Raw genomic sequence first — 23181 nt, 5'->3', positions numbered from 1 at the left:
GCGTCTCCGCGTCTTTGCGTTGAAGGTTTAAGCAGTTTCGGCGATCAGACGCTCCAGATCGCTCTCGTCGAAGGTGTATTTCTCGCCGCAGAACTCGCAGGTGACCTCGCTGCCGTGCTGTTCGGCGAGCATGGAGGAAAGTTCCTTCTTCCCCATGGAGATGAGGACCCTCTCGATGCGCTCGCGGCCACAGCTGCAGGCGAAGCCGACGGAGCGCTTTTCTAGGATCTCGTAGTCGATCCCGGAGAGAAGCAGTCCCATGATCTCCTCCGGTGTCTTCCCCTGGCGCATCAGATCGCTAAGCGGCGGGAGCTGCTCGATCCTGGTCATCAGCTCCTCGATCACCAGCGGATCGACGGGGGGGATGGCCTGGATCAGGAACCCGCCGCATGCGACTACTTCACCGTCCTGTTCGATGAACTCGGCGATGCCGACGGCGGACGGGATCTGCTCCGACTCGACGAGGTAGAGCGCCAGGTCTTCGGCGATGCCGCTCGTATAGAGCTGCACCATGCCGCGGTACGGCTCCTTGAGGCCGAGATCCTTGGCTACGGTGATGAACCCGGCGCGTCCGAGGGCGTTGGGGACGTCGAGCGCTCCATCGGGACGGAGCAGGTGCACCTGCGGGTCGCCGACATAGCCGCGCACGCTGCCGTTCGCGTCGGCCTCTATGACGATCTTCTTGAGGGGGCCGTTTCCTTCGAAACGGAGCGCGACCCGCTGTCCGGTCTTCAGCAGCGCTCCCATCAGGGCGCCCGCGGTGAGCGCCCGCCCAAGGGCGGCGGTGGCCGTGGGAAGCGTGCCGTGACGACGGCAGACCTCGCTTACGGTTCCCGTTGTGACACAGGTCAACGCCCTTACCGTCCCCGATTTGGCCATGGCCCGTACCAAGTAATCCGTCATAAAACCACCCCCACCCTTCCTCCTATTTCGCCCCGCTTAAGCCAGAGCTCTTTCAATGTAATGTAATCCCAGATGCTGATTCCCTTGACCCGCTGGGCGAAAAGCTCGGCAAGGCGGGGCACCCGGTTCAAATCGCAGACAAGCATGTCGCCGGAGAGGCTCATGAACGGGATGCGTTCCACCACCTTTCTGGTGAGCCACTCGAGGTCGAGCGGTGCCACCGGCCCCAGTTTCAGAAAGACGCACTTGCGCGCGGTGCTGAATTCGAGCCCCTCGATGGTGAAGCTCACCGAGAACGGGATGGCGAAAGGGACCAGCCGCTTCTTGAGTTTCCCGGACAACTCCCCGTAGCCGTCGCCGATGGTGAGGTTGAACTCCACAAGCTCGTCGTCGAGCGCCTTCTTCATGAACTCGCGCTGCAGGTACTCTTCGGTGATGCGGAATTCACGGCGGACCAGGAGATCTTTCAGGCTCTGCTCCTGAACGAGTCCCATGAACGCGGGATCGTTGAGCCGGTCCTGGATGCGCCCCTTGATCCTGTCGATGATTCCCATCGCCTAAACGAGCCCCGCGGTGTAGTTGAACTCGGAGGCCCCGGGGACCGCGACCCCTTTGCGGAACGCCTCCAGCACCCGGTCGCGCTCCTGCTGCTGCAAGAGCGAAAGGTCCAGCACGAAGCTGCCGCACCCCAACTGGCGCAGCTCGTTTCGGTGCTGCGTGATGGCGAACGGCGTCTGCGCGTTCACCACGGTCAGGTTGTCCTTCACCTTTACGGAATAGAGGTCGCCGCGGTCCGAGGCGATGGGGACGTCCCCCTTCACCTCTTTGATGGAGATCTTCGAGGTGATCACCGGGACCGGCGCGTAGAGAAGCACGGCGCGGTTCACCTTGAGGTCGCAGGCCAGAAGCCTGGCGAGGTTCTCCTTGTCGTCCTCGATGTAGAGCGTCGCGCGGGTGACCCCCATCTCCTGCCAGGAAAGAAGCGCCTGGCTGTTCAGCGAGAAGAACCGGTAGTCCGTGTTCAACTCGGCGTCGGTCCCCTTGAAGAACTGGAACTGGGAGATGTTGGTGAGCTCGAAGCGGCGGAAGCCGGCGCGCATGATCGCCTCTACGGCTTCGCGGTAGAAGGGGACGTCGGCCTCGAAGATTATGAAAGGAAGCTGCCAGATCACCTTCTGCTCGCTTCCCTTCAGTTTCCTCGAGAAGGGCCCCAACTGGTGCATGTTCACCTTCGACACCGGCAGGATCACGGCGTCTACCATGTCGCGGTGCAGCTCGTGCCAGTCCTTCACCTGCTCAATCTTGACGCAGAGCTCTTCCTTGCCGCGCGCCGGTCCCGGACGTCTCGCGACCAGCTCGGCGAGCGCCCGCTCGCGTCCCTTGGCACTTCTCTCCTTCAAGGAGCCGAGCGCATGCTCGGCAAGCCAGGTGTAGAAGTTGCGCCGGATGTCCTTGAGCTTCGGTGGCGGAATCATGAGCGCGGGGAAGTCCGGGGCCGCGAACGAGGCAAGGGTGAAACGCGTTTCTCCGCACCTGGAAAACTGCGCGCGCAGGACCCCTTCCATGTCGCTTGTGTGCGAAGGCTCCAGTCCGCCCAGCTCGAACTCGGTGGTGAGCTCGCTTCCCAGCACCTGGGCGTCTATCCGCATCTTGTGGTCCGCGTAGGAGAGGGTCAGTTTGCAGGGGATGCTGTCCCCCTTGACGTTCTCCAGGCGTTTGAGGCAGGCGTTTTCGCTCATGGTGAAGGCGGTCTCCGAGGAGACCTTGAACACCGAGTCGCCAAGCTTGAACGGGAAGGGGGACGGTGTGGAGACCATGGTGTTCTCCTTCACGTTCATGACCTTTTTCCCGCCCAGGTAGAGTTCTTTTATGGTGAAGGCGCGTCCCGCCATGTCGCTTTTGGGCTGGACCCTGATCCGGTCTCCCACGTGCAGGCGGTCGCGGGTGTCGAAGCTGATCCGGTTGCCGCGGATCTCGCGGATGTCCCCAAGGTAGCGGCCGGTCGCCCCCTTGATGGAAGGGGTGGAGATGTCGGTCGGATGGTGCGAGGCGAGGAAACCCTTGGTGGGTACGCGCCCGAAGGAGCGTTTCAAGAGTTCCTTGGCCTCGGCGACCTTCGCCGCGTGTTCGCCCGGTGCCGCATCGAGCACCATGCGGTAGGCGCCGATGACGCTCGCCACGTATTCCGCGGACTTCATCCGTCCCTCGATCTTCAGGGAGTGGACCCCCGCGTCCATCAGGTGAGGGATCATTTCGATGCTGGAGAAATCGTTGGTGGAAAGGTAGTACCCTTCCTTCCCCTTGTATTTATATTGGCGCCGGCAGGGTTGCGCGCAGCGCCCCCGGTTGCCGCTGTGGCCGCCGAGGAAGGAGGAGAAGAAGCACTGTCCCGAGATGGAGAAGCAGAGAGCGCCGTGGATGAAGCATTCGATCTCGGCGTTGCAGGTGGAGACGATGTGCTTTATCTCGTCGATGTGCAGTTCGCGGGCGAGCACCACGCGCTCGAAGCCGAACTCCTCGAGCTGGCGCACCCCGAGCGAGTTGTGGATGGTCATCTGGGTCGAGGCGTGCAGCGGGATGCCGGGGAAGTATTCACGGGCGATACGCGCGACGGCCAGGTCCTGCAGGATGACGCCGTCCACCCGCATCGCCTCGAGGGCGGAGAGGTTGTCCACGAGAAGCGGCAGCTCCGCTTCCTTTACCAGCGTGTTGAGGGTGACGTAGACCTTTTTGCCGTTGCCGTGGGCATAGGCGGTCATGCGCTCCATCTGGGAGAGGGTGAAGTTCTTCGCCTTGGCGCGTGCCGAGAAGTCCTTGAGCCCTGCGTAGACCGCGTCGGCTCCCTTTTCCATGGCTGCGAAAAAGGCCTCCAGAGAGCCGGCGGGTGAGAGAAGTTCTGGTTTATTGGTGACGTTGTTTTCCTGTTTTAATGACATCCGCCTAGAGTACCTAAAGGGGTGGCACGGGTCAAGCGGGATCATCAGTGTGACGGGCGTTTAGCGGCTTTGATATGGTTGAAGCGGCGTTACTTCACGGGCTGGACGGGGATGTAACGGTAGCGGCGCTTTTTGCCGGTCAGGTCGGCCAGGGAGTATAGATCGGACTGCGAGATGCTCCAGCCGGAGGATTCCCTCTTCAGGTTGATCCCCTTGGTGACGAACTCGGTGCCGGGCGTGCTCGCCTCGAAGCCGAGCTTTGCGTGCACAACCGCGGTGTTGGCGTTCTTCATGGACACCCGCGGCTCCTGGATCTTTTCCCAGCAGCATGCGGGCTTGCGCGGCGCTGAGGAGAGCTTGGCGACGAACTTCTCCTTGCTGTCCTTGCCATTATATATATGCAGGTAGAGTTCCTCGTACCTGCCGTCGCGCCAGAGGTCGAGTATGCGTTCAAAGTCGCCGAGCACCTCGGCGTCCCCCGTGGTCGCGGTCTGCCGGGCTGCGCCGGCGCCGCGACGCGCGGCTTCGGCGGTCGGGACGGCGAAGAACAGGGCGATGAGGATAAGAAGCGGCAAAAAGCGCGGCATGCACATGGCTCACCTCCGGGGCGAAGTTCCCGGAAAGGATAGCGCAGATGACGGCGAGCACCAGTGCTGGGTGGGGCGATGGACACGATGCCCTCGCCGCGATGGCTGATGGGGGGGAAACTCCTCCCCCCGGAGGGGGGAGGCTGGGAGGGGGACACGCCTCGGCTTATTCCTCTCCCATCAGCGGAAGCATGCCAATATACGTGTGCTTCCGGTCCCAGCCCTTATCCCCCAACTTCTACTTTCCCTTTTACAGCGTCTTCTCCGCTGCCTCTGCGAAGAGCTTCAAACGGTCCATCAGGGCGTGGAACTTCTTCGGCTTCAATGACTGCGGGCCGTCGGAGGAGGCTTTCTCGGGATCGGGATGCACCTCGATGATGAGCCCGTCGGCCCCGGCGGCAACCGCGGCGTAGGACATCGGGGCGATGTAGTTGTAATGCCCGGTGCCGTGGGAGGGGTCGATGACGATGGGAAGATGGGTCTTCGACTTCAATACGGGGATCGCGGAGAGGTCGAGGGTGTTCCTCGTTGCGGTCTCGAAGGTCCTGATGCCGCGCTCGCACAGGATGACGGACTGGTTCCCCTCGCTCATCACGTACTCGGCGCTCATCAGGAACTCCTGGATGGTCATGGACATGCCGCGCTTCAGAAGTATCGGTTTGTTGATCTGTCCGACCTTCTTCAAAAGGGCGAAGTTCTGGGCGTTGCGGGCGCCGATCTGGAGCATGTCGGAGTAGGAGGCGACGAGGTCGACGGAGTCGGGATCGATGACTTCGGTGACGAAGGGAAGTCTGGTGATCTCGCGGGCCTTGGCGAGAAGCTTCAACCCTTCCTCTTCAAGCCCCTGGAAGGAGTAGGGGGAGGTGCGCGGCTTGAAGGCGCCGCCTCTCAGCATCTGCGCGCCGGCCGCCTTGACGGCGATGGCGGACTCGATGATCTGCTCCTCGTTCTCCACGGAACAGGGGCCGGCCATCACCACCAGTTCTTTGCCGCCGATGGCGAGGGTGTCGGAGATGCGCACGACGCTCGGCTCTTTCTTCACTTCCTTCGATGCGAGCTTGTACGGCTGCAGGATGGGAACCACGCTCTCCACCCCCTGCATCGACTCGATGGTCTGCAGGACGCTCTTGCCACGCTCGTCGCCAACCGCGCCGATCACGTCGCGCAGCGTGCCGCGGATGATGTGCGCGGTGTACCCCAGTTCCTTGATCCTCTTCGTTACCGCATCCCTGTCCTTCTTCGCCGCTCCTGCCTTCATTACCACGATCATACTCACGCTCCTTTGGTCCCCGAAAGCGAAAGGGCCGGAGGATTGCTCCCCCGGCCCTTGTATGATGTTCGATGTCTACTTTGATCTGCTTCGAACCGTAAAGGGGGAGGAGAGTCCTGCCACCCCAGCTTTCGGTTCGGAATTTAGTACCTGCTACCTAAATTACACCTCTACCCGGGGCGACGGCCTAAAATAAAAGCCGTACCAAAAGTAAAAGTTAGTAAAGGTAAAGTAGCCGGTGTTGATCATGTCAGCGTAAATGCCACCTCGTGACTCTAATGTCAACACAAAAATATCACCCTGATTAATTTCGATACATTGCCACCACATTCTAATGGAATGCTGTTTGACAATCCGCACCCTTTCCGCTAATTTGACCGGAATGCACGAGTGGCTGGTCAATTACGGGTTTTATTCCCTGTTTCTGCTGAGTTTTCTGGCCGCCACCCTCCTGCCGCTCGGCTCCGAGTGGCTGGTGGTCGCACTCCTCCTCGCGCGGGAAAATCCGCCGGCCGTCGTGCTGGTTGCCACGGCAGGGAACTACCTCGGGGCGCTCAGCACCTACTGGATCGGTCTCTACGGCGGCGACTTCCTGACGCACCGGGTGCTGCGCATGGACGAGGAGAGCACGCGCAGGGCGGAGCGGTTCTACCGGCGCTTCGGTTCACTGTCGCTACTTTTAAGTTTCCTGCCGGTCATCGGCGACCCGCTCTGCCTGGTCGGCGGCGTGCTGCGTGTCGGTTTCATCCGCTTTTCTCTACTGGTGCTGACCGGCAAGCTCGCCCGCTACGCGGCGGTTGCCTGGCTTACCCTTAAGGGGGCGGCACTCTGAAGTTCGGAGGTTTGATGTTCAGCTGTACCAAGAAGGTTCTCCCCAACGGGTTGCGCCTCGTCTCGGTCGAGATGCCGCACCTGCACAGCGCGGAGATCGCCATCTACATAAAGGCGGGAGGGCGCAACGACACTCCCGGCAAGGCCGGCATTTCCCACTTCCTCGAGCACATGCTCTTTCGCGGCTCAAGCGAGTTCGCCTCCAACCTCGAACTCGAAATCGCCTTCGAGGCGATCGGCGGCAGCGTGAACGCGGCGACCGACGAGGAGACCACCTGCTATTTTTCGCGGGTGCATCCCGACCAGATCGGCGAAGGGATCCGTCTCTTCTCCTCGATGCTGCTCACTCCCACCCTCGAGGGGCTGGAGATCGAGAAGCGGATCATCACCGAGGAGGCGCTCGAGGACATCAACGAGCGCGGCGAGGAGACCAACACCAGCAACCTCTGCAGCAAGCTGTTGTGGCCGGACCATCCCCTCGGCACCCCGACCATCGGCTATCTCGAGAGCATCAAGGGAATCACCGTCGAGGACCTGCGCACCTATCTCGCCGCGCACTACGTGCCGGGTAACGCGCTGATCGTCGCGGCGGGCAAGCACGATTCCGACGCCTTCTTCACCGCCTGCGAGAGCCACTTCGCGGGATGGGGAGGAGGGAGGCCCCCGGCGCTGCTGCCCCCCGTCGAGCTGCAGGACGAGCCGCGCTCGCTCTTCGTGAAGGATTCCGACAGCCAGGTGAACCTGCAGATCGCCTTTCGCGGTTTCGCGCGGCAGGACAAGCGGCTCATGGGACTCAGGCTCATGCGGCGCATCCTCTGCGGCGGCGGGACTTCGCGGCTGCACCTCTCATTGAGGGAGAAGCTCGGCATCGTCTACTCGGTGGACGCCTCGCTTTCCGCCTACGAGGAGACCGGCGCCTTCGCCATCGAGCTTGCCACCGCGCCGGAGAACCTGGTGCTTGCCGTATCCGAGGTGCTGCACGAGGTGAAGAGTCTTGCCTTCGAGGAAGTGGGGGAGGCGGAGCTCGCGCGGGTCAAGGAAGGGTACTTCTACGATCTCGAGTACAGCGCCGATTCCACTTATGAAATGCAGGTGCGTTACGGCTGGGGCGAGCTGATGTCGCTTGTCCGGAGCATCGATGAGGATCGCGTCGAGGCGGGTGCCATAGGGCCCGAGCAGCTCATGCACACCGCACACGCCCTCTTCGCCCCGAAGAACCTGACCCTCGCCGCGGTGGGGCCGTGGAAAGCCGGCGCGAAGCGCGCCGTGGAGAAGCTGATCCGCGAATACGGGAAAGGGTGGAGCTAAACGGCAAGTTCTACGTTCTATGTTCTACGTTCTACGTTCTACGTTAAACCCAAGGAGCGCAGCGACAGCAGACGTAGGGTGTGCTTACAGAGGTGCAGGTTTTTCCAAGACGGTTTTCGGTTCCAACATAGAACGTAGAACATAGAACATAGAACACGCTTTAGAGGTTTTCATGCAGACAGCTTTGTTGCTCATGGCGCACGGCAGCAGGATCGCCGAGGCGAACAACGCGGTACACGAAATCGCGGCCCGTGTTAAAAAGATGACCCAGTTCGAGATCGTCGAGGTCTCGTTCCGCGAACAGCACCTCCCGAACATCCAGCAGGGGGTCGACGCCTGCGTCGCCCAAGGGGCGGAGCGCATCCTCCTCGTTCCCTATTTCCTCTATATGGGCGCCCACGTCCAGGAGGACCTCCCCGAGGAACTCGAGGAGGCGAGAAAGCGCCACCCGGGTGTGGAGATGGTGCTCGGCAAACATCTCGGCGTGCACGACAAGCTGGCCGAGGTGGTGGTGGAGCGCGTAGCGGAAAGCCTCACCGAGCAGAGGTGGTACTGATGTCGGTGCACCTGCGCCCCGAGGAGATCGAGGCGGAATCCTTCCGGATCATCGAGGAGGAACTTGGGAGGCACGACTGGAACGCCCAGATGTGGCCCCTCGTGCGCCGCGCCATCCACACGAGCGCCGACTTCGACTACGCCCGCAGCATGATCATCACCGAGCAGGCGGTTGCTAGCGGCATCGATGCGCTCCGCGATGGACTGGGTGTGGTCACCGACACCAACATGATCATCTCCGGGATGAGCAAGGAACGGCTCGGGCGCTTCAAGGTGCAGGCCTCCTGCTTCGTCGCGGACCCGCAGGTGGCGAAGGAAGCGAAAGAGCTGGGCGTCACCCGTTCCATCCTCGCTATGCGCAAGGCGGCAAGGGACGCGGCAAACGGCATCTTCGTCATCGGCAACGCGCCGACCGCATTATTCGAGCTGATCAGGCTCGTGCGCGAGGAAGGGGTCCGGCCCAGGCTGATCGTGGCCCTGCCGGTCGGTTTCGTCGGCGCCGCGGAGAGCAAGGAAGCCTTGAAGGAACTGGCCCGGGAATTCCCGGAGCTGCAGTTCGTCACCAACACCGGCCGCAAGGGGGGCTCCAATGTGGCCGCCGCGGTGATGAACGCGATACTGATCCAGGCAGTAGCATCCGGATCGTGAATTTGATGCAGCTCGCCGGGACCCGTTACCGGCCTGCATTTGCAATGCAATTCAATTGAATTGTTTTCGTCTTCACATGGGATGAAATATGAGCGGGAAAGAATTGAGATACGGCTACACGACAGGAGCCTGCGCCGCGGCTGCCGTCAAGGGCGCCGCCCAGATGCTGCGCGATCAGACCCTGGTCGAGGAGGTTCAGCTCACGCTCCCCTGCGGCAAGGGGGCGCGTTTCCGGATCCTCGGGGGCGTGCTGCGCGACAACACGGCCTCCTGTTACGTGGTGAAAGACGCCGGCGATGATCCGGACGTGACCAACGGCGCGGAGATCCATGTCACCGCGAAAGCGGACATGTTCACCAGGAACCGCATCGTCGTGAAGGGTGGCGTCGGCATCGGGAAGGTCACCAAGCCGGGGCTCGCAGTCCCGGTGGGTGAATGGGCCATCAACCCGGTGCCGCGCAGCATGATCATGGAGGTGATCAAGGAAGTGTTCGCCCTGCGCTGCATTCCGGCGACGCTCACCTTCACCATCAGCATCCCCAACGGAGAGGAACTCGCGAAGAAGACGCTCAACGAGCGGCTGGGAATCGTGGGGGGGCTGTCCATCCTCGGCACCACCGGGATCGTCAAGCCTATTTCCACCAGGGCCTGGACCGACACGGTCGATGCCTCCATCGATGTCGCGCTTGCCTGCGGCTCCCGCATCGTGGTCCTCTCGACGGGGCGCACCTCCGAACTCGTGGCCCAGCAGCAGCTTAAGCTCACCGACGAATCCTTCATCATGATGGGGGATCATTTCGGTTACTCGCTGAAGAGCTGCGCCAGGAAGGGGGTGCCCGAAGTCGTGGTTGCGGGGCAGTTCGCCAAGCTGGTGAAGATCGCCTGCGGGCACGAACAGACCCACGTCACCTCGTCGGAGCTTGACCTGGTCACGCTGGCATCGTGGATGAAGGCCGATCCGCGGACGGCGCACCTCGAGCATCTGGCCCACGGGGCGAACACGGCACGCCACGTGCTCGAGGCTTCGGGGAACGACCCGGCGCTGATCGAACTCGTCTGCGGGAAGGTGGCGCAGGCCTGTTCCGAGCTGGCGCCTTGGGTTAAGGCCCGGGTGCTCCTCGCGGGTTACCAGGGCGAGGTACTCTACCTCGAGAAATGATTTTTCGCTCGCAGTACGTTCCCTTTCGGGGGCATCTGGGGCGGCGTGAAGTTAGACCTTTGAATTGCGATGAAGAAAGGAGCGGGCCATGGCGGAGCAAAAGATCTATCTTGTCGGCGCCGGTATCGAAGGATGGGAAGGGTTCGGCAAACAGGCACTCGAGGTGATCAACCAGGCCGAGGTGCTCATCGGCCACAAGCGTCTCCTGGACATCTTCCCCGACTTCAAGGGGGAGAAGCGTCCCCTGGAAGACCTCTCCATCATGCTGGAGCACTTGAAACACACGGAGAAGCGGACCGTCGTTTTAGGCTCCGGCGATCCCAACTTCTTCGGCGTCGCGCGTTTCCTGCTCAGGAACCTCCCCAAGGAGCGGGTCGAGATCTACCCGAACGTCACCAGCGTCCAGTACGCCTTCGCGAGGATCAAGGAGCCCTGGGACGACGCGACCTTCGTCTCGGTGCACGGCAGGGGGATCAAACCCGCCCTCGATCGCATCATCGCCTCGGAAAAGATCGCCGTCCTCACCGACAGCGTCAACACCCCGGCCGTCATCGCGAAGGAGCTGATCGGGCGCGGCGCCGAGGGGTACGAGGCCTGGGTCTGCGAGGACCTGGGGCTTCCCACCGAGAAGTTCACCAAGACCGACATCCGCGGGCTGGCCGAAGTCACCTGCTCGCCGCTCAACATCCTCATCCTCATCAAGACCTGGGAGCCCAACCTCCAGAACTACCCGATGATCGGCATCAGGGACGACGAGTTCGCCACCGCCAAGAAGCTGATCACCAAGGAAGAGGTGCGCGCCATCACTCTCGGCAAGCTGCAGCTCCAGGACGACCTGGTGATGTGGGACATCGGCGCCGGGAGCGGCTCGGTATCGATCGAGGCGGGGAACCTGATGCCCAACGGGCGCATCTTCGCCCTGGAGAAGAACCCGCAATACCTGGGCTTCCTGAAGGAAAACCTCAAGAAGTTCGTGGCCAGAAACGTCACCGTGATGGAAACCTACGCCCCGGAAGGGCTGGAGGATCTCCCCGACCCGGACCGCGTCTTCATCGGCGGCTCCGGCGGCATGCTTGAGGAGATCATCGAGGCGGTCGACAAGCGCCTGAAGCCCGACGGCTTCATCGTGCTGAACGCGGTGACCCTGGACACCCTGACGAAGTCGGTCGAGTTCCTCGAGGACCACGGCTACACCGTCGAGGTCACCTGCGTCAACATCTCCAAGACCCGCAGCCTCACCGAGTACAAGATGTTCGCCGCCCATAACCCGGTCTACGTCATCGCGGCCTGGAAAGGGGAGGAGTAGTGGCGGTTGTCTACGCGGTAGGGGTAGGGCCGGGCGATCCGGAGCTGTTGACCAGGAAGGCGGAGCGGATCTTGAGGAGCGTCGATGTCATCTGCGCTCCGACCGGGGCGGCGGAAGGGGGCAGCTACGCGCTTTCCATCGTCGAGGAGTTCATCGACCGCAGCCGGCAGGAGGTGCTGGTCCAGCTCTTCCCCATGGTGAAGGATATGAAGGGGCTCGATCCCTATTGGGAGGAGGCCGCCGACCAGGTCGCGCAGCGTATCGCCGAAGGGAAGGACGTCGCCTTCGTCACCATAGGCGACCCGTTTCTTTACTCCACCTACCTTTACATCCACCGGATCTTCCTCGCCAAGTATCCCGAAATAAAGATAGAAGTGGTGCCGGGCATCTCCAGCATCCTCGCCTCCTCCGCCGTTTCCGGACTGCCGCTGGGGCTTGGGGCGGAGCGGATCGCCATCCTTCCCGCCACCTACGAGAAGGACGAGCTGAAGCGGACCCTCGAGGAGTTCGACACCGTCGTGCTCATGAAGGTGAACCGGGTCTTCGATGCCGTGTACGCGGCGTTGAAGGAACTGGGGCGCGAGAAAAGCGGCGTCTTCGTGCGCCGGGTAGGCTCGGCCGATGAAGAGGTGCACCACGACCTAGAGGCGCTTTTAGGGCGGAAGCTCGATTACCTCTCCATGCTGATCGTCAGGAAAAACCCGCTGTAACGGAATGTGATACTTCTGGACGCGCTCAGTGCTCCTCCCCCTGGAGGGGGGAGGTCGGGAGGGGGGGATGCTCCAAGCTTCCAGCGGTCAGTTCCCCCTCCCTGTCCCTCCCCCTCCGGGGGCGGGAACGCTTGGGCGGCCGGTCGGCTTTTCCAGCTTCAATTTTTCTGAAAGGTATCCCGTGTCCAAAGAGAACATAGTCCATTTTGTCGGTGCAGGCCCCGGCGACGCTGAGCTGATCACCGTTAAGGGCGCGCGCCTCTTGGGCGAGGCGGACGTCGTCGTGTACGCAGGAAGCCTCGTCGACCGCGAACTGGTGCGGACCTACGCGCCGAACGCCCGCGTATGGGATTCGGCCGGCATGGATCTCGAGGAGACCACCGCCGTTTTATCGGAAGCGATCGTGGAGGGGCAACGCGTGGTCCGGCTGCACACCGGCGACCCCTCGATCTACGGCGCCATCCAGGAGCAGATGGAGGAACTCGACCGGCTCGGCATCGGCTACGAGGTCGTTCCCGGCGTTACCAGCGCCTTCGCGGCTGCGGCTGCGCTCAAGCAGGAGCTGACCCTGCCGGAGGTGTCGCAGACGGTGGTCATCACGCGTCTCGCGGGGAGGACACCGGTGCCGGAGCGGGAGCAGCTCTCCAGCATCGCCCGGATCGGGGCCACCCTGGTCATCTACCTTTCCGTCTCCATGATCGGCAAGGTGGTCGAGGAGCTCCTTTGCGGCGCCTACACGGAAGAGACGCCGGTGGCCGTCGTGGCGAAGGCGTCCTGGGCGGACGAGCAGGTGATCACCGGGACCCTGGGCGACATCGCCGCGAAAGTGGGGGAGGCGGGGATCGTCAAGCAGGCGCTCATCGTCGTGGGCGACGTGCTGCGCGCCCGCGGCGAGGGGATGAAGGCGAAGTCGCTCCTGTACGACAAGGGCTTCACACACGGGTGCAGGGGGTAAAGAAAAGAACCGTTCTACGTTCTGCGTTCTACGTTCTAGGTTAAAACCATGCGCGTTGCCATCATCGCCATAACTGCCAACGGCGCGAAGCTGGGGGCGACGCTTAAGAGCGGACTGCCTCAGAGCTCGCTCTTCGTCCTCGAGAAACATGAGACGTGCGGCGCGGAGCCTTTCTCGGAAAGGGTGCCGGCACTCATGGAGCGGCTTTGGCCGGACTTCGACGGCTTCGTCTGCATCATGGCGACGGGGATCGTGGTGCGCTCGATCGCGCCGCTGCTGAAAGGGAAGGACGTGGATCCGGCGGTGGTGACGATCGATGACGCAGGACGCTTCGCCGTCTCTCTTCTTTCCGGTCACTTGGGCGGCGCCAACGCGCTTGCCGCAAGCTGCGCCGAACTCACCGGCGCCACGCCGGTCATCACCACCGCTACCGACGCGAACGAACTCCCCTCCTTCGACATGATCGCCAAGGAAAACGGCTGGCGCATCGAGGAGCTCTCCCGGGTCAAGGTGCTGAACGCCTTGCTGCTCGAAGGAAAGCGCATCGCCGTCCTCGACCCGACCGGCAAGGTAGCGGAGTACTGCCAGGGTAAGGGGAACCTGATCTTTTGCCGCGACGCGGACGACGCGCTTGCCTGCGGCGCGGACGGCGTGGTCGTCGTCACCAGCGGGGCGGTGCCGCATGGGCTCGATCCTTCACGCACCCTGGTGCTGCGCCCAGTAGAACTCTGCCTCGGCATCGGCTGCAACAGGGGGACTTCCGCTGACGAGATCGAAGCGGTGGTGGAGCGGTATCTGGCTCAGCTTTCCCTTTCGCTGAAAAGCGTCCGCTGCCTGGCTTCGGCCGAGGCGAAGGCGGATGAGGAAGGGCTGCTGACCTGCGCGAAAAGGAAGGGACTCCCGCTTCTTTTCTTCAGCAGCGACGAGTTGAACAAAGTCACGGTTCCCTCGCCGCCGTCCGATCACGCCTTTGCCGCGATAGGGGCTCGCGGCGTCGCCGAACCGGCCGCGCTGCTCGCCTCCGACGGGGGCTCGCTCATTTTGAAAAAAGTGAAGGACGGCAACGTCACCATCGCGATCGCGCGCTGTGCCTTGGCCTGAACCGGCTCTTCGCAGCTTTTCCTGGGCGAAGGGGGGGGAGGGCGTTGCCACGAAGTGAGTAGTTGCATCTGCCGACGCCCTCACCCCAGCCCTCTCCCGGAGGGAGAGGGGGACGAGAAACGCATATTTTGTAATAGAGGATCAAGTTTCATGTCACAGCTTTTCGTAGTAGGTATCGGCCCGGGCGGGCTCAACCACATGACCTTCGAGGCGCGCGAGGCGATCGAGAAGGCGGACGTGGTGGTGGGCTACCGGACCTACCTTGAGTTCATCGAACCCCTTCTCGTCAACAAGACCCTGTTTTCCTCGGGGATGATGCGCGAGGTGGAACGCTGCTCCCAGGCGCTCGCCATCGCCGCTTCGGGCAAGACCGTTGCCCTCATCTCCAGCGGCGACGCGGGGATCTACGGCATGGCCGGCCTCGCCATGGAACTCGCCGACGAGCCGGACGCTCCCTTCCAGGACGTCGAGATCGTGGTGGTCCCCGGCGTCTCGGCGGTGCAGGCCGCAGCCTCCGTGCTGGGCGCGCCGCTCATGCACGATTTCGCCGTGATCTCGCTCTCCGACCTGTTGACGCCGCTCCCTAAGATACGCAAACGTCTGAAGTCAGCCGCAAGTGCGGATTTCGTGGTGGCGCTTTACAACCCGCGCAGCAAGGGGCGCGTCACCCAGATCGAGGAGGCCAGGGACATCCTGATCGCGGCGCGCGGTCCGCAGGTCCCGGTGGGAATCGTGCGCAACGCCTGCCGCGACGGTGAGGAGTGCATCATCACGAACCTGGGCGAGATGCTGGAGCATCCCATCGACATGTTTTCGCTGGTCATCATCGGCAACTCCTCGACGCGCCTTTGTCGCGACGGGCGGATCGTAACCCCGCGCGGTTATGCCACCCGCGGCGAGGACCAGAACCCCAACCGCAAAAAGCGCGGCGCCGTGGCGCCCTTGGGAGAGGTGAGCGAGGACCCGCATGCCGTCATGTTCTGCGGCACCGGCTCCGATGTCGGGAAGTCCGTGCTCACGGCCGGTTTCTGCCGCATCCTTAAGCGTCGCGGTATCTCGGTGGCACCCTTCAAGTCCCAGAACATGGCGCTCAACTCAGCGGTGACCCCGGAGGGAGGAGAGATCGGCCGCGCCCAGGGCGTTCAGGCGGAGGCGTGCGGCATCGCACCCCATACCGACATGAACCCGATCCTGCTGAAGCCGAACTCCGATACCGGGAGCCAGGTGATCGTGCAGGGCAAGGTCGTGCGCAACATGGGGGTGAAGGAGTACAACGCCTTCAAGCCGAAGGCCTTTTTGAAAGCGCGGGAGAGTTTCGCCCGGTTGCGCGACCGCTACTCCTTCATCGTCATCGAGGGGGCCGGCAGCATCGCGGAGATCAACCTGCGCGACCACGACATCGCCAACCTAAAGGTGGCGGGCATGGCGGGCGCTCCCGTGATCCTCGTTGCCGACATCGACCGGGGCGGCGTCTTCGCACAGATCGTCGGCACCATTGAGCTCCTGCGGCCGGACGAAAAGGCGCTCGTGAAAGGGGTCATCATCAACAAGTTCCGCGGCGACGTCTCCCTGCTCGACTCCGGGATCAAGTTCGTAGAGGAGCGGACCGGGGTTCCGGTGCTCGGGGTGCTCCCTTGGTACAAAGGGCCGGCCCTGCCCGAAGAGGACAGCGTCGCCCTGCAGAAGAAGGAAGCCGCGCCCCAAAATACAGAGCGGCGGGACAAACTGCGCATCGGGGTGCTGCGGCTGCCGCGGATCTCGAACTACACCGACTTCGCGGCGCTGGAGGCGGAGCCGGACGTGGAACTTTACTACATCCGCTCGCCCTGGCTCGTGGAGACCATGGACCTCGTGATCCTGCCCGGGACGAAGGCGACCCTCGCTGATCTCGAGTCGATCAGGGATGAGGGGATCGCCGAGGCGGTCGCCCGTTTCCATGGACCGGTCGTCGGCATCTGCGGCGGATACCAGATGCTCGGGAAGACCGTGCTCGACCCGGAACGGGTGGAGTCGGATGTCGAGCGCGTCGAAGGGCTGGGACTTCTCGACGTGGTGACCACGATGCTCAAGGAGAAACAGACCCACCAGGCGGAAGCCACTCTCCTCGCTGCAGGGGCATCGGTCGCACCCGGCTCTGACGCTGCGGTTACCGGATACGAAATCCATATGGGGGAGAGCGTCCTCGGTCAGGGAGTCGCCCCCTTTGCCCGCATCACAAGCCGTTCCGGAGATGGCGTCATCGTGGATGACGGTGCCGTATCCGCCGACGGGCGGGTCTTCGGCACCTATCTGCACGGCATTTTCGACAACCACGCCTTCAGGACCGCCTTCCTGAACCGGATCAGGCGTGCGAAAGGATTGCCGGAGCAGGCGGAAGCAGTCCCGACACCCGATCCGTTCGATGCCCTTGCGGCGCACATGGAGCGGTACCTGGACCTGGAGCGGATCTTCCGGATCTGCGGCATCTCGCCGCTGCGCGCCGGAGTGAGCAGTACGGCCGGCGATGGCGCTCCTTGACCCGCACATAGCTATAGTGCTCGGTGCGGTGGTCATGGACCTCTTTCTCGGCGACCCGCGCACCCTGCCGCATCCCGTGGTCATCATCGGATGGTTGATTTCATGGCTTGAACGGGTACTGCGCCAAAGGATCTCCGATCCCCGCCTGGCAGGCGTCGCGTTGCTCGTCGTGACCGTCGGCGTCAGCTATCTCGTCGCTGCCGGGCTCATCTACCTGGGAACGCTGGTCGCCCCGGCGGTCGGCTTCCTGGTCGCGCTTTACCTTGCCTGGGTTTCCATTGCGGCCCGTTCGCTGCACGTCGAGTCGGCGAAGGTGGCGAAGGCCATCGAGCGTGGGGATCTTCCCGCCGCGAGGGTTGCGCTCTCGTACATCGTGGGACGCGAGACTGCGCAGTTGGACGAGCCGGAGGTCATCAGGGGGGCGGTGGAGACCGTGGCTGAGAATACCGGCGACGGCGTTGTCGCTCCGCTCTTCTATCTGATGCTGGGCGGCCCGGCGCTGGCGATCGCGTACAAGGCGGTCAACACGCTCGACTCCATGGTGGGGTACAAAAACGAGCGCTACCTGGAGTTCGGCTGGGCCTCGGCGCGCTTCGATGATCTCGCCAACTTCATCCCGGCGCGGCTCACCGGCCTGCTCATGGTGCTTGCGGCGCCTCTGTGCGGTTTAAGCGGGGCGGGGAGTTGGCGCATCCTGCGCCGGGACTGCCGCAACCACGCCTCGCCCAACAGCGGTTATCCGGAAGCGGCCGCAGCCGGTGCTCTCGGCGTGAGACTCGGCGGGGCGAACCGCTACTTCGGCAGGATCGTTGAGAAGCCGACCATCGGCGACCCGTTGCGGCCGCTCTCCCTCGAGGCATACGCGGGTGTTGTGCGCCTCATGTACGGAGCCGAGGCGCTGTTGGTGCTCGGGTGGATGGCGCTCGAGCTGGCGTTGAAGGTGACGGTATAACGGCCAAGTCTTATTTAGGCCAAGGCCCTCACCCCCGCCCCTCTCCCGGAGGGCGAGGGGAGGTATCTGCAGGGTTGGTAACAATGGCAATCCCACACGAACATGGCGGCAACGTTTTTGCCGTGGCAAGGGACCTCGGTCTAGCACCGGAGCAGCTCCTGGACTTCTCGGCCAGCATCAATCCGCTCGGGATGGCGCCGGGGGTGCGCGAGGCGCTGACGGAGAGCTTCGAGCGTCTGCTGCATTACCCTGACAAGGGGGCGACGGAGCTAAAGCTTGCTCTGGCCGCCTACCACGGCTGCGCACCGGACGAGATCGCCGTCGGAAACGGTTCGACGGAGTTGATCCACCTGCTCCCGCGCGTCTTTTCCGGTCGTCGTGCTCTCGTCGTTGCTCCCGCCTTCGCGGAGTACGCGCTTGCCCTGGAGCGGGCGGGATGGCAGACCGACTACTTCAACCTCTCGCCGGACGACGGATTCTCGCTGTTGGTTGATGCGCTGAAAGAACGGCTGCGGCAGGGTTACGACATGCTTTTCATCTGCAATCCGGGAAACCCCGCAGGGAACCTGGTGCCGAAAGGGGAAGTCGCCGGGATCGTCGACGCCTGCCGTGAGAGCGGCACTTTCCTCGTTCTGGACGAGGCCTTCATCGACTTTTGCGAGGCGGAATCGGCTAAAGAACTCGTTCGACATGCGCCGCGCGCCGTCTTGCTGCGCTCCATGACCAAGTTCTTCGGCATTCCGGGGCTGAGGCTCGGTTACGCGCTGGGCCGCCCCGAGACCATAGCGGAGATCGCGGCGCAGCAGGACCCTTGGAACGTGAACACGGCGGCACAGGTGGCGGGGATAGCGTCGCTTGCCGCGTCGGAATATTGCCGGCGCACGAGGAGCTATATTGACGCGGAGCGGGTACGCTTTGCAGCGGCACTATCCGGGCTCCCCGGTCTCGAGGTCTTTCCGGCTCGGGCCAATTACCTGCTGGTGCGGTTGACGCGGGAAGGGATGACTGCAGGGCAACTGCGCGAGGCGTTGAAAGGGAAGGGGATTCTCATCAGGGACTGCAGCAACTTCCAGGGGCTGGACGGCGGCTACTTCAGGGTGGCGGTGCGGCTTGCGGAGGAGAACGATCTGCTGGTGAAGTGCCTCGCGGCGGTGTTTGAAGGGTAGACTCCCACGCCTCAGGGAAGCAGGAAGGTTTGAAGTCCCCCTTCGCAAAGGGGGGGACGTCAGGGCTCAGGCAGCGCTTCGTGGACAACTGCACTTTGCTTCCCAAGAATTCACCCAAAAAGAAAGGCCGGCGGATTTCCCGTCGGCCTTATTCATTGCAACTGCACTCTATTCTATATCTCAGCCTGGTGAAGCGTCAGCCGGCCGGAACGGAGTAGAAGTCCTTCCGGCACATCCTGATGCGCTTTATCTCTTCGTTGCAGACGTAACGGACGATGGCGTCGCGGTCGCGCTCGTTGATGTGCATGAAACGCAGGCCGGCGCTGAATACGATCCCTTCGTTACGGCGCAACTCCTCGCTGTGCATCACCTGGGCGACGACTGGAACGATCTTAGGCTCCGGCAGCGGCAGGTGAAAAGTGGCATAGACGATGTCGTCGCGGGTCATCTCCATCTCGGTCTCGGTGCGCAAACCGCCGCCGCTTATGTTCACGATGCGCGGCAGGCTGTTCTGCGCAGCCACCCGCAGTCCGGCGGCGCCACTCTCTTCGGCGGTACCGGCGGTCACGTTGAACAGGATCACCGGGATATCGGTGCCGAGGCGGAAATATTCGCGCTGATCTTCGGGAGTTACCCTCTCCACGACCCCCACCCGCAAGTCCTCTTCTGCATGGTCGTCAAGAACTACGCATTTGCAACGGTAGCTGTTGCCGCTCACCCCTACGCGAACCACCAGCGGAGATTCGCGACGCAGCAGCACCCCCTCGGGGAGCTTCTCCCGGGAAAGACGCAGGCGGATCCCGGTGTCGTCGATACCCGTTACCACGGCGCCGTCGTTGAAAACCGTATCCCCCGATAATGACACCTCTACCCGGGCCTTCTGCCCGGCATGGAAGTAATCCTTATGGTTGTTCGTTTCTCTTCGCATACGACGCCGTCCGACTGGTGAAATAACCGCTTTGATGGAACATGAATTTTATGCAATACAAGAGCCAAGAACCGCCCCGCTCCGCGCCCTGCGAGCAACCCCCTGATCTGGCAAAGATGTCGCTTTTGAACTGGTTAATGTTGGTGGGGCGGTTCACGTGAAAGGCCGGTTCCGCTGTGTCATTTGACCGAACCTGTCCGCGATGGTTACGGGAAGGTAGCACAAAGGTCCGTCCGGTTTATAGAAATTTTCTTGACTTTGAGACCCCGCCCGCTATTTTAAAACGAAATCATTTCTATTTAGAGGCTGGCATGGAGCAGCGTCACGCGGCGGTACTCAAAGCGGCTGGTATGAAAGCGACCCCGAAACGGTTGGCCATTCTCGAGCTGCTTGAGGCCGAGTCGGGGTACGCGAGTCCAGAGGAACTCTGGAAGACGTTGAAGGGGCGTTTCGACCGTCTCGGGCTTCCCACGGTGTACCGCAACCTTGAGGAGCTTTCCGAGAGCGGCGTCCTCACCAAGGTGATCCATCCCAACCGTCAGCTGTACTACTACTTCTGCAGCAACCCGGAACACCATCACCACTTCGTATGCCTTTCGTGCCGCAAGGTTGAGGACATCCCTTCTTGCGGCATCGAAGCGCTGGAGCGTGAGGTGAGCATCCGTAACGGCGGGAAGGTGCTGTCGCACATCCTGCAGTTGAACGGTCTGTGCGGCGGTTGCGCGAAAAAAGGGGAAAAGGCATGAAATGGCTCACGGCGTTGCTGCTGGCCCTGATCCTTGTGCTGCCGGGGTGCAGTCGTCAGGAAAGGCAAAGCGGAAAGCTGCAGGTGGTGACGACCCTGTTCCCTCTCTACGACTTTTCAAGGACGATCGGGGGAGAAAAGGCGCAGGTGACGCTGCTCCTTCCGCCGGGAGTCGAGCCGCACAGCTTTGAGCCGCGGCCGGAAGACGTGGTGCGGGTGAACCGGGCCGATCTCTTCGTCTATACCAATGCGGTGATGGAGCCGTGGGCGGCAAGCATCATCTCCGGGCTCGATAAGGGCAAGGTGACGGTGGTCGAAGGAGGCAGGGGGATTCCACTCATGCAGGGGCCGGTATCGGACCGGCATCGCGAAGGGCACGACGATGCCCACGAGGGGAAGGGGGGCGACCCGCACATCTGGCTCGACTTCGACAACGCACGCACCATCGCGAAAAACATCCTCGCCGCATATGTCGCACGCGATCCCGCCAACAAGGCGTACTACGAGCAGAACGCGGCCGGGTTGGACCGGCAGCTGGCGGCACTGGACCAGCGCTTCAAGGAGACCCTCGCCAACTGCCCGAAGAAGGAGCTCTTGCATGGCGGACACTATGCCTTCGGCTACCTGGCGAAAAGGTACGGCCTGAAGTACATCTCGGCCTCCGCGGTGAACGCCGACGCCGAACCCACCCCGGCGAAGCTCGCCGAACTCGTGCAGATCATGCGCCGCGAACATTTGGGTTACGTCTATACCGAAGAGCTGCTTAGTCCCCGCGTGGCCGAGACCATAGCGCGCGAGACCGGGGCCAAGGTCCTCATGCTGCGCGCCGGCCATAACGTCACGAAGGACGAGCTGCAAAAGGGGGTCACCTTCGTCTCCCTCATGGAAGAAAACCTCAAGAACTTGAAGACGGGGCTGCAATGACAGAAAAAGCTCTCACCGTGCAGAACCTCTGCGCCGGCTATCACGGGACCGAGGTGCTGCAGGACGTTTCTTTCACGGTCAATCCGGGCGACTACGTGGGCATCTGCGGGCCGAACGGTTCCGGGAAGAGCACCATGATAAAGATCATCCTGGGACTTCTCGCTCCCACCGCCGGCGCCATTTCCGTCCTCGGCAAGCCCCTCGGGGGCTTCCACGACTGGCAACGGATCGGATACCTGCCGCAGGGGTTGCAGTTTTTCAACCCGCACTTCCCGGCCACGGTCGATGAGGTGATCCGGCTCGGTCGGCTTTCCGCGAAGCAGTTTCCGCGGCGTTTCACGAAGGACGATGCGCGGGCCGTGGAGCGGACCATGGAGTGGATGGGGATCTCCCATATCCGGGGGAAGATGATCGGCGAGCTTTCCGGGGGGCTCAGGCAGCGTGTGCTCCTGGCGCGGGCGCTGGTGAACGACCCGGCGCTCCTCGTGATGGACGAACCGACCACCGCGCTCGACCCGGAGACCAGGGAGAGCTTCTACAAGCTCATCTTCGAGATGAACCGGGAAAAAAAGGCCACGGTGCTCCTGGTGACCCACGATACGGCAACCATCGGGAAGTACGCTTCGCACCTGCTTTACCTGGACAAAAAGGTTATTTTCTACGGCAGCTTCGACGATTTCTGCAATTCCACCGAGATGACCGGGTTCTTCGGCGAGCACGGCCAGCACCTGGTTTGCCACAGGCACTAAAAACGGCGCAGGCAAGGGGGGCGAGTGATTCTTCGCCCCTGCCTTTGAGGTTTATATGGATCTGAACGAGATGCTAAGTTACGGCTTCATGCAGAGGGCGCTCATAGGAGGGTCGCTGATCGCCATCCTCTGCTCGGTGCTCGGCGTGTTCCTCGTGCTGCGCAGGCTGTCGCTGATCGGCGACGGCCTCGCCCACGTCACCTTCGGAAGCGTCGCACTGACGCTTCTTTTCCGCCTCCAATCGGTCTACATGACCCTCGCCGTCATCCCTGTGGTGCTCGCCTCGGCCCTCGGGATCCTGAAGCTCGCCCAGAAGGCGCGCATCTACGGCGACGCCGCCATCGGCATGGTTTCCGCCATCGGCATCGCCACCGGCGTCCTCTTGGCGAGCGTCGCCGGGGGCTTCAACGTCGACCTCTTCAGCTACCTTTTCGGCAACATCCTCTCGATCAGCTCGAGCGAGCTCGCCATAGCGGCCGTGCTCTTCGTCATCGTCATCGCCGGTGTCGTCATGTTCTACAACGAGCTCTTCGCCAGCACCTTCGACGAGGAACTCGCCAAAAGCTCCGGCCTGGACACCGACCGCATCAACGCCGTTCTCGTGCTCCTGACCGCGCTCACCGTGGTGCTCGCCATGAAGGTGGTGGGCATCATGCTGATATCGGCGCTGCTCATCCTCCCCGCCGTATCGGCGCTGCAGATCGCCAAGGGGTTCAAGGCGGCCATCATCTCCGCGGCCGCCATCGGGGTCGGCACCGTCATCTGCGGCATCTCGGTATCCTTCGTCCTCAACCTCCCCACCGGCGCCACCATCGTCATCATCAACTTCGTCGTCTTCCTCCTGGCCCTCGCCCTGCGCAGCCTGCTGCGCCATCCCTAGCCGTTTAGCAACGCCGCAAGATTACCGTCAACTTTCCCGACGCTCTGCCGA

At 62.5% G+C, this 23181-nt stretch carries 22 protein-coding genes; 16 read left to right on the top strand and 6 right to left on the bottom strand.

What is annotated here, in order from left to right; translation table 11 throughout:
* Window positions 1–27 precede the first annotated feature (27 nt).
* From hslO to aroF, 5 genes are all read right to left on the bottom strand, one after another.
* A complete protein-coding gene (gene hslO / locus D6Z24_RS00640) occupies window positions 28–903 on the bottom strand; it encodes an Hsp33 family molecular chaperone HslO (RefSeq protein ID WP_129124611.1) in 876 nt (291 codons plus the stop codon).
* Window positions 900–1457, bottom strand: coding sequence for a hypothetical protein (locus D6Z24_RS00635; protein WP_129124610.1), 558 nt, complete (start codon window positions 1455–1457; stop codon window positions 900–902). The genes hslO and D6Z24_RS00635 overlap by 4 nt, the downstream gene beginning before the upstream one ends.
* A 3-nt stretch (window positions 1458–1460) precedes the next feature.
* Window positions 1461–3755: a peptidase U32 family protein gene (locus D6Z24_RS00630; RefSeq protein ID WP_456237281.1), complete on the bottom strand. Its 2295-nt coding sequence runs from the start codon at window positions 3753–3755 to the stop codon at window positions 1461–1463.
* A 173-nt stretch (window positions 3756–3928) separates the two neighbouring features.
* Window positions 3929–4432 carry a hypothetical protein gene (locus D6Z24_RS00625; protein WP_129124608.1) on the bottom strand — a complete coding sequence of 168 codons (504 nt, stop codon included), beginning with the start codon at window positions 4430–4432 and terminating at the stop codon, window positions 3929–3931.
* A 244-nt stretch (window positions 4433–4676) separates the two neighbouring features.
* Window positions 4677–5696, bottom strand: a complete 1020-nt coding sequence (gene aroF / locus D6Z24_RS00620) for a 3-deoxy-7-phosphoheptulonate synthase (RefSeq protein WP_129124607.1) — start codon at window positions 5694–5696, stop codon at window positions 4677–4679.
* A gap of 382 nt (window positions 5697–6078) precedes the next feature.
* Between aroF and D6Z24_RS00615 the strand changes: the two genes are divergently transcribed.
* The 12 genes from D6Z24_RS00615 to cobD all read left to right on the top strand — a co-directional run bounded on the left by D6Z24_RS00615 (window position 6079) and on the right by cobD (window position 18904).
* Window positions 6079–6528: a YqaA family protein gene (locus D6Z24_RS00615; RefSeq protein ID WP_129125391.1), complete on the top strand. Its 450-nt coding sequence runs from the start codon at window positions 6079–6081 to the stop codon at window positions 6526–6528.
* 14 nt (window positions 6529–6542) lie between these two features.
* Entirely contained in the window at window positions 6543–7835 is a 1293-nt protein-coding gene (locus D6Z24_RS00610; RefSeq protein ID WP_129124606.1) for a M16 family metallopeptidase, read from the top strand.
* A gap of 172 nt (window positions 7836–8007) precedes the next feature.
* Window positions 8008–8391: a sirohydrochlorin chelatase gene (locus D6Z24_RS00605; RefSeq protein ID WP_129124605.1), complete on the top strand. Its 384-nt coding sequence runs from the start codon at window positions 8008–8010 to the stop codon at window positions 8389–8391.
* Complete coding sequence (locus D6Z24_RS00600) at window positions 8391–9038, top strand: precorrin-8X methylmutase (protein ID WP_129124604.1); 648 nt, start codon at window positions 8391–8393, stop codon at window positions 9036–9038. The genes D6Z24_RS00605 and D6Z24_RS00600 overlap by 1 nt, the downstream gene beginning before the upstream one ends.
* 88 nt (window positions 9039–9126) lie before the next feature.
* Window positions 9127–10197: a cobalt-precorrin-5B (C(1))-methyltransferase gene (locus D6Z24_RS00595; RefSeq protein WP_129124603.1), complete on the top strand. Its 1071-nt coding sequence runs from the start codon at window positions 9127–9129 to the stop codon at window positions 10195–10197.
* An 88-nt stretch (window positions 10198–10285) separates the two neighbouring features.
* Window positions 10286–11503, top strand: a complete 1218-nt coding sequence (cbiE, locus tag D6Z24_RS00590) for a precorrin-6y C5,15-methyltransferase (decarboxylating) subunit CbiE (RefSeq protein ID WP_129124602.1) — start codon at window positions 10286–10288, stop codon at window positions 11501–11503.
* On the top strand, window positions 11503–12213 hold the full coding sequence (cobI, locus tag D6Z24_RS00585; RefSeq protein ID WP_129124601.1) for a precorrin-2 C(20)-methyltransferase: 711 nt from the start codon (window positions 11503–11505) through the stop codon (window positions 12211–12213). Before cbiE ends, cobI begins: the two co-directional genes overlap by 1 nt.
* Before the next feature lie 181 nt (window positions 12214–12394).
* A complete protein-coding gene (gene cobM / locus D6Z24_RS00580; RefSeq protein ID WP_246014524.1) occupies window positions 12395–13168 on the top strand; it encodes a precorrin-4 C(11)-methyltransferase in 774 nt (257 codons plus the stop codon).
* Between the two features lie 48 nt (window positions 13169–13216).
* On the top strand, window positions 13217–14269 hold the full coding sequence (locus tag D6Z24_RS00575; RefSeq protein WP_129124599.1) for a cobalt-precorrin 5A hydrolase: 1053 nt from the start codon (window positions 13217–13219) through the stop codon (window positions 14267–14269).
* A 150-nt stretch (window positions 14270–14419) separates the two neighbouring features.
* On the top strand, window positions 14420–16786 hold the full coding sequence (locus D6Z24_RS00570) for a cobyric acid synthase (protein WP_129124598.1): 2367 nt from the start codon (window positions 14420–14422) through the stop codon (window positions 16784–16786).
* Complete coding sequence (cbiB, locus tag D6Z24_RS00565; RefSeq protein ID WP_129124597.1) at window positions 16773–17738, top strand: adenosylcobinamide-phosphate synthase CbiB; 966 nt, start codon at window positions 16773–16775, stop codon at window positions 17736–17738. Before D6Z24_RS00570 ends, cbiB begins: the two co-directional genes overlap by 14 nt.
* Window positions 17739–17821: 83 nt before the next feature.
* Window positions 17822–18904, top strand: coding sequence for a threonine-phosphate decarboxylase CobD (gene cobD / locus D6Z24_RS00560; RefSeq protein WP_129124596.1), 1083 nt, complete (start codon window positions 17822–17824; stop codon window positions 18902–18904).
* 196 nt (window positions 18905–19100) lie between these two features.
* On the opposite strand, the gene D6Z24_RS00555 is transcribed toward cobD, so the two are convergent.
* Window positions 19101–19832: a PilZ-like domain-containing protein gene (locus D6Z24_RS00555; protein WP_129124595.1), complete on the bottom strand. Its 732-nt coding sequence runs from the start codon at window positions 19830–19832 to the stop codon at window positions 19101–19103.
* Between the two features lie 311 nt (window positions 19833–20143).
* On the opposite strand from D6Z24_RS00555, the gene D6Z24_RS00550 reads away from it, so the two are divergent.
* From D6Z24_RS00550 to D6Z24_RS00535, 4 genes are read left to right on the top strand one after another with little or no spacing between them, the layout of a single operon-like run.
* On the top strand, window positions 20144–20578 hold the full coding sequence (locus tag D6Z24_RS00550; protein WP_129124594.1) for a Fur family transcriptional regulator: 435 nt from the start codon (window positions 20144–20146) through the stop codon (window positions 20576–20578).
* The gene (locus D6Z24_RS00545) at window positions 20575–21501 is read left to right on the top strand and encodes a metal ABC transporter substrate-binding protein (protein ID WP_129124593.1); all 927 of its coding nucleotides are present in this window, start codon (window positions 20575–20577) and stop codon (window positions 21499–21501) included. Before D6Z24_RS00550 ends, D6Z24_RS00545 begins: the two co-directional genes overlap by 4 nt.
* A complete protein-coding gene (locus D6Z24_RS00540; RefSeq protein WP_129124592.1) occupies window positions 21498–22250 on the top strand; it encodes a metal ABC transporter ATP-binding protein in 753 nt (250 codons plus the stop codon). Before D6Z24_RS00545 ends, D6Z24_RS00540 begins: the two co-directional genes overlap by 4 nt.
* A 55-nt stretch (window positions 22251–22305) precedes the next feature.
* Window positions 22306–23130, top strand: coding sequence for a metal ABC transporter permease (locus tag D6Z24_RS00535; protein ID WP_129124591.1), 825 nt, complete (start codon window positions 22306–22308; stop codon window positions 23128–23130).
* The last annotated feature ends 51 nt before the right edge of the window (window positions 23131–23181 follow it).

The organism is Geomonas oryzae (assembly GCF_004117875.1).
Lineage (GTDB): Bacteria > Desulfobacterota > Desulfuromonadia > Geobacterales > Geobacteraceae > Geomonas > Geomonas oryzae.
Note: the sequence above shows the minus strand (reverse complement) of the source record. Positions and strands in the feature narration are given on the sequence as shown.

Excerpts from the sequence above, each read along its gene's own strand:
- hslO (WP_129124611.1), bottom strand. The coding sequence starts at position 903 with ATGACGGATTACTTGGTACGGGCCATGGCCAAATCGGGGACGGTAAGG.
- D6Z24_RS00635 (WP_129124610.1), bottom strand. The coding sequence starts at position 1,457 with ATGGGAATCATCGACAGGATCAAGGGGCGCATCCAGGACCGGCTCAAC.
- D6Z24_RS00630 (WP_456237281.1), bottom strand. The coding sequence starts at position 3,755 with ATGGAAAAGGGAGCCGACGCGGTCTACGCAGGGCTCAAGGACTTCTCG.
- D6Z24_RS00625 (WP_129124608.1), bottom strand. The coding sequence starts at position 4,432 with ATGTGCATGCCGCGCTTTTTGCCGCTTCTTATCCTCATCGCCCTGTTC.
- aroF (WP_129124607.1), bottom strand. The coding sequence starts at position 5,696 with ATGATCGTGGTAATGAAGGCAGGAGCGGCGAAGAAGGACAGGGATGCG.
- D6Z24_RS00615 (WP_129125391.1), top strand. The coding sequence starts at position 6,079 with ATGCACGAGTGGCTGGTCAATTACGGGTTTTATTCCCTGTTTCTGCTG.
- D6Z24_RS00610 (WP_129124606.1), top strand. The coding sequence starts at position 6,543 with ATGTTCAGCTGTACCAAGAAGGTTCTCCCCAACGGGTTGCGCCTCGTC.
- D6Z24_RS00605 (WP_129124605.1), top strand. The coding sequence starts at position 8,008 with ATGCAGACAGCTTTGTTGCTCATGGCGCACGGCAGCAGGATCGCCGAG.
- D6Z24_RS00600 (WP_129124604.1), top strand. The coding sequence starts at position 8,391 with ATGTCGGTGCACCTGCGCCCCGAGGAGATCGAGGCGGAATCCTTCCGG.
- D6Z24_RS00595 (WP_129124603.1), top strand. The coding sequence starts at position 9,127 with ATGAGCGGGAAAGAATTGAGATACGGCTACACGACAGGAGCCTGCGCC.
- cbiE (WP_129124602.1), top strand. The coding sequence starts at position 10,286 with ATGGCGGAGCAAAAGATCTATCTTGTCGGCGCCGGTATCGAAGGATGG.
- D6Z24_RS00575 (WP_129124599.1), top strand. The coding sequence starts at position 13,217 with ATGCGCGTTGCCATCATCGCCATAACTGCCAACGGCGCGAAGCTGGGG.
- D6Z24_RS00570 (WP_129124598.1), top strand. The coding sequence starts at position 14,420 with ATGTCACAGCTTTTCGTAGTAGGTATCGGCCCGGGCGGGCTCAACCAC.
- cbiB (WP_129124597.1), top strand. The coding sequence starts at position 16,773 with ATGGCGCTCCTTGACCCGCACATAGCTATAGTGCTCGGTGCGGTGGTC.
- cobD (WP_129124596.1), top strand. The coding sequence starts at position 17,822 with ATGGCAATCCCACACGAACATGGCGGCAACGTTTTTGCCGTGGCAAGG.
- D6Z24_RS00555 (WP_129124595.1), bottom strand. The coding sequence starts at position 19,832 with ATGCGAAGAGAAACGAACAACCATAAGGATTACTTCCATGCCGGGCAG.
- D6Z24_RS00550 (WP_129124594.1), top strand. The coding sequence starts at position 20,144 with ATGGAGCAGCGTCACGCGGCGGTACTCAAAGCGGCTGGTATGAAAGCG.
- D6Z24_RS00545 (WP_129124593.1), top strand. The coding sequence starts at position 20,575 with ATGAAATGGCTCACGGCGTTGCTGCTGGCCCTGATCCTTGTGCTGCCG.
- D6Z24_RS00540 (WP_129124592.1), top strand. The coding sequence starts at position 21,498 with ATGACAGAAAAAGCTCTCACCGTGCAGAACCTCTGCGCCGGCTATCAC.
- D6Z24_RS00535 (WP_129124591.1), top strand. The coding sequence starts at position 22,306 with ATGGATCTGAACGAGATGCTAAGTTACGGCTTCATGCAGAGGGCGCTC.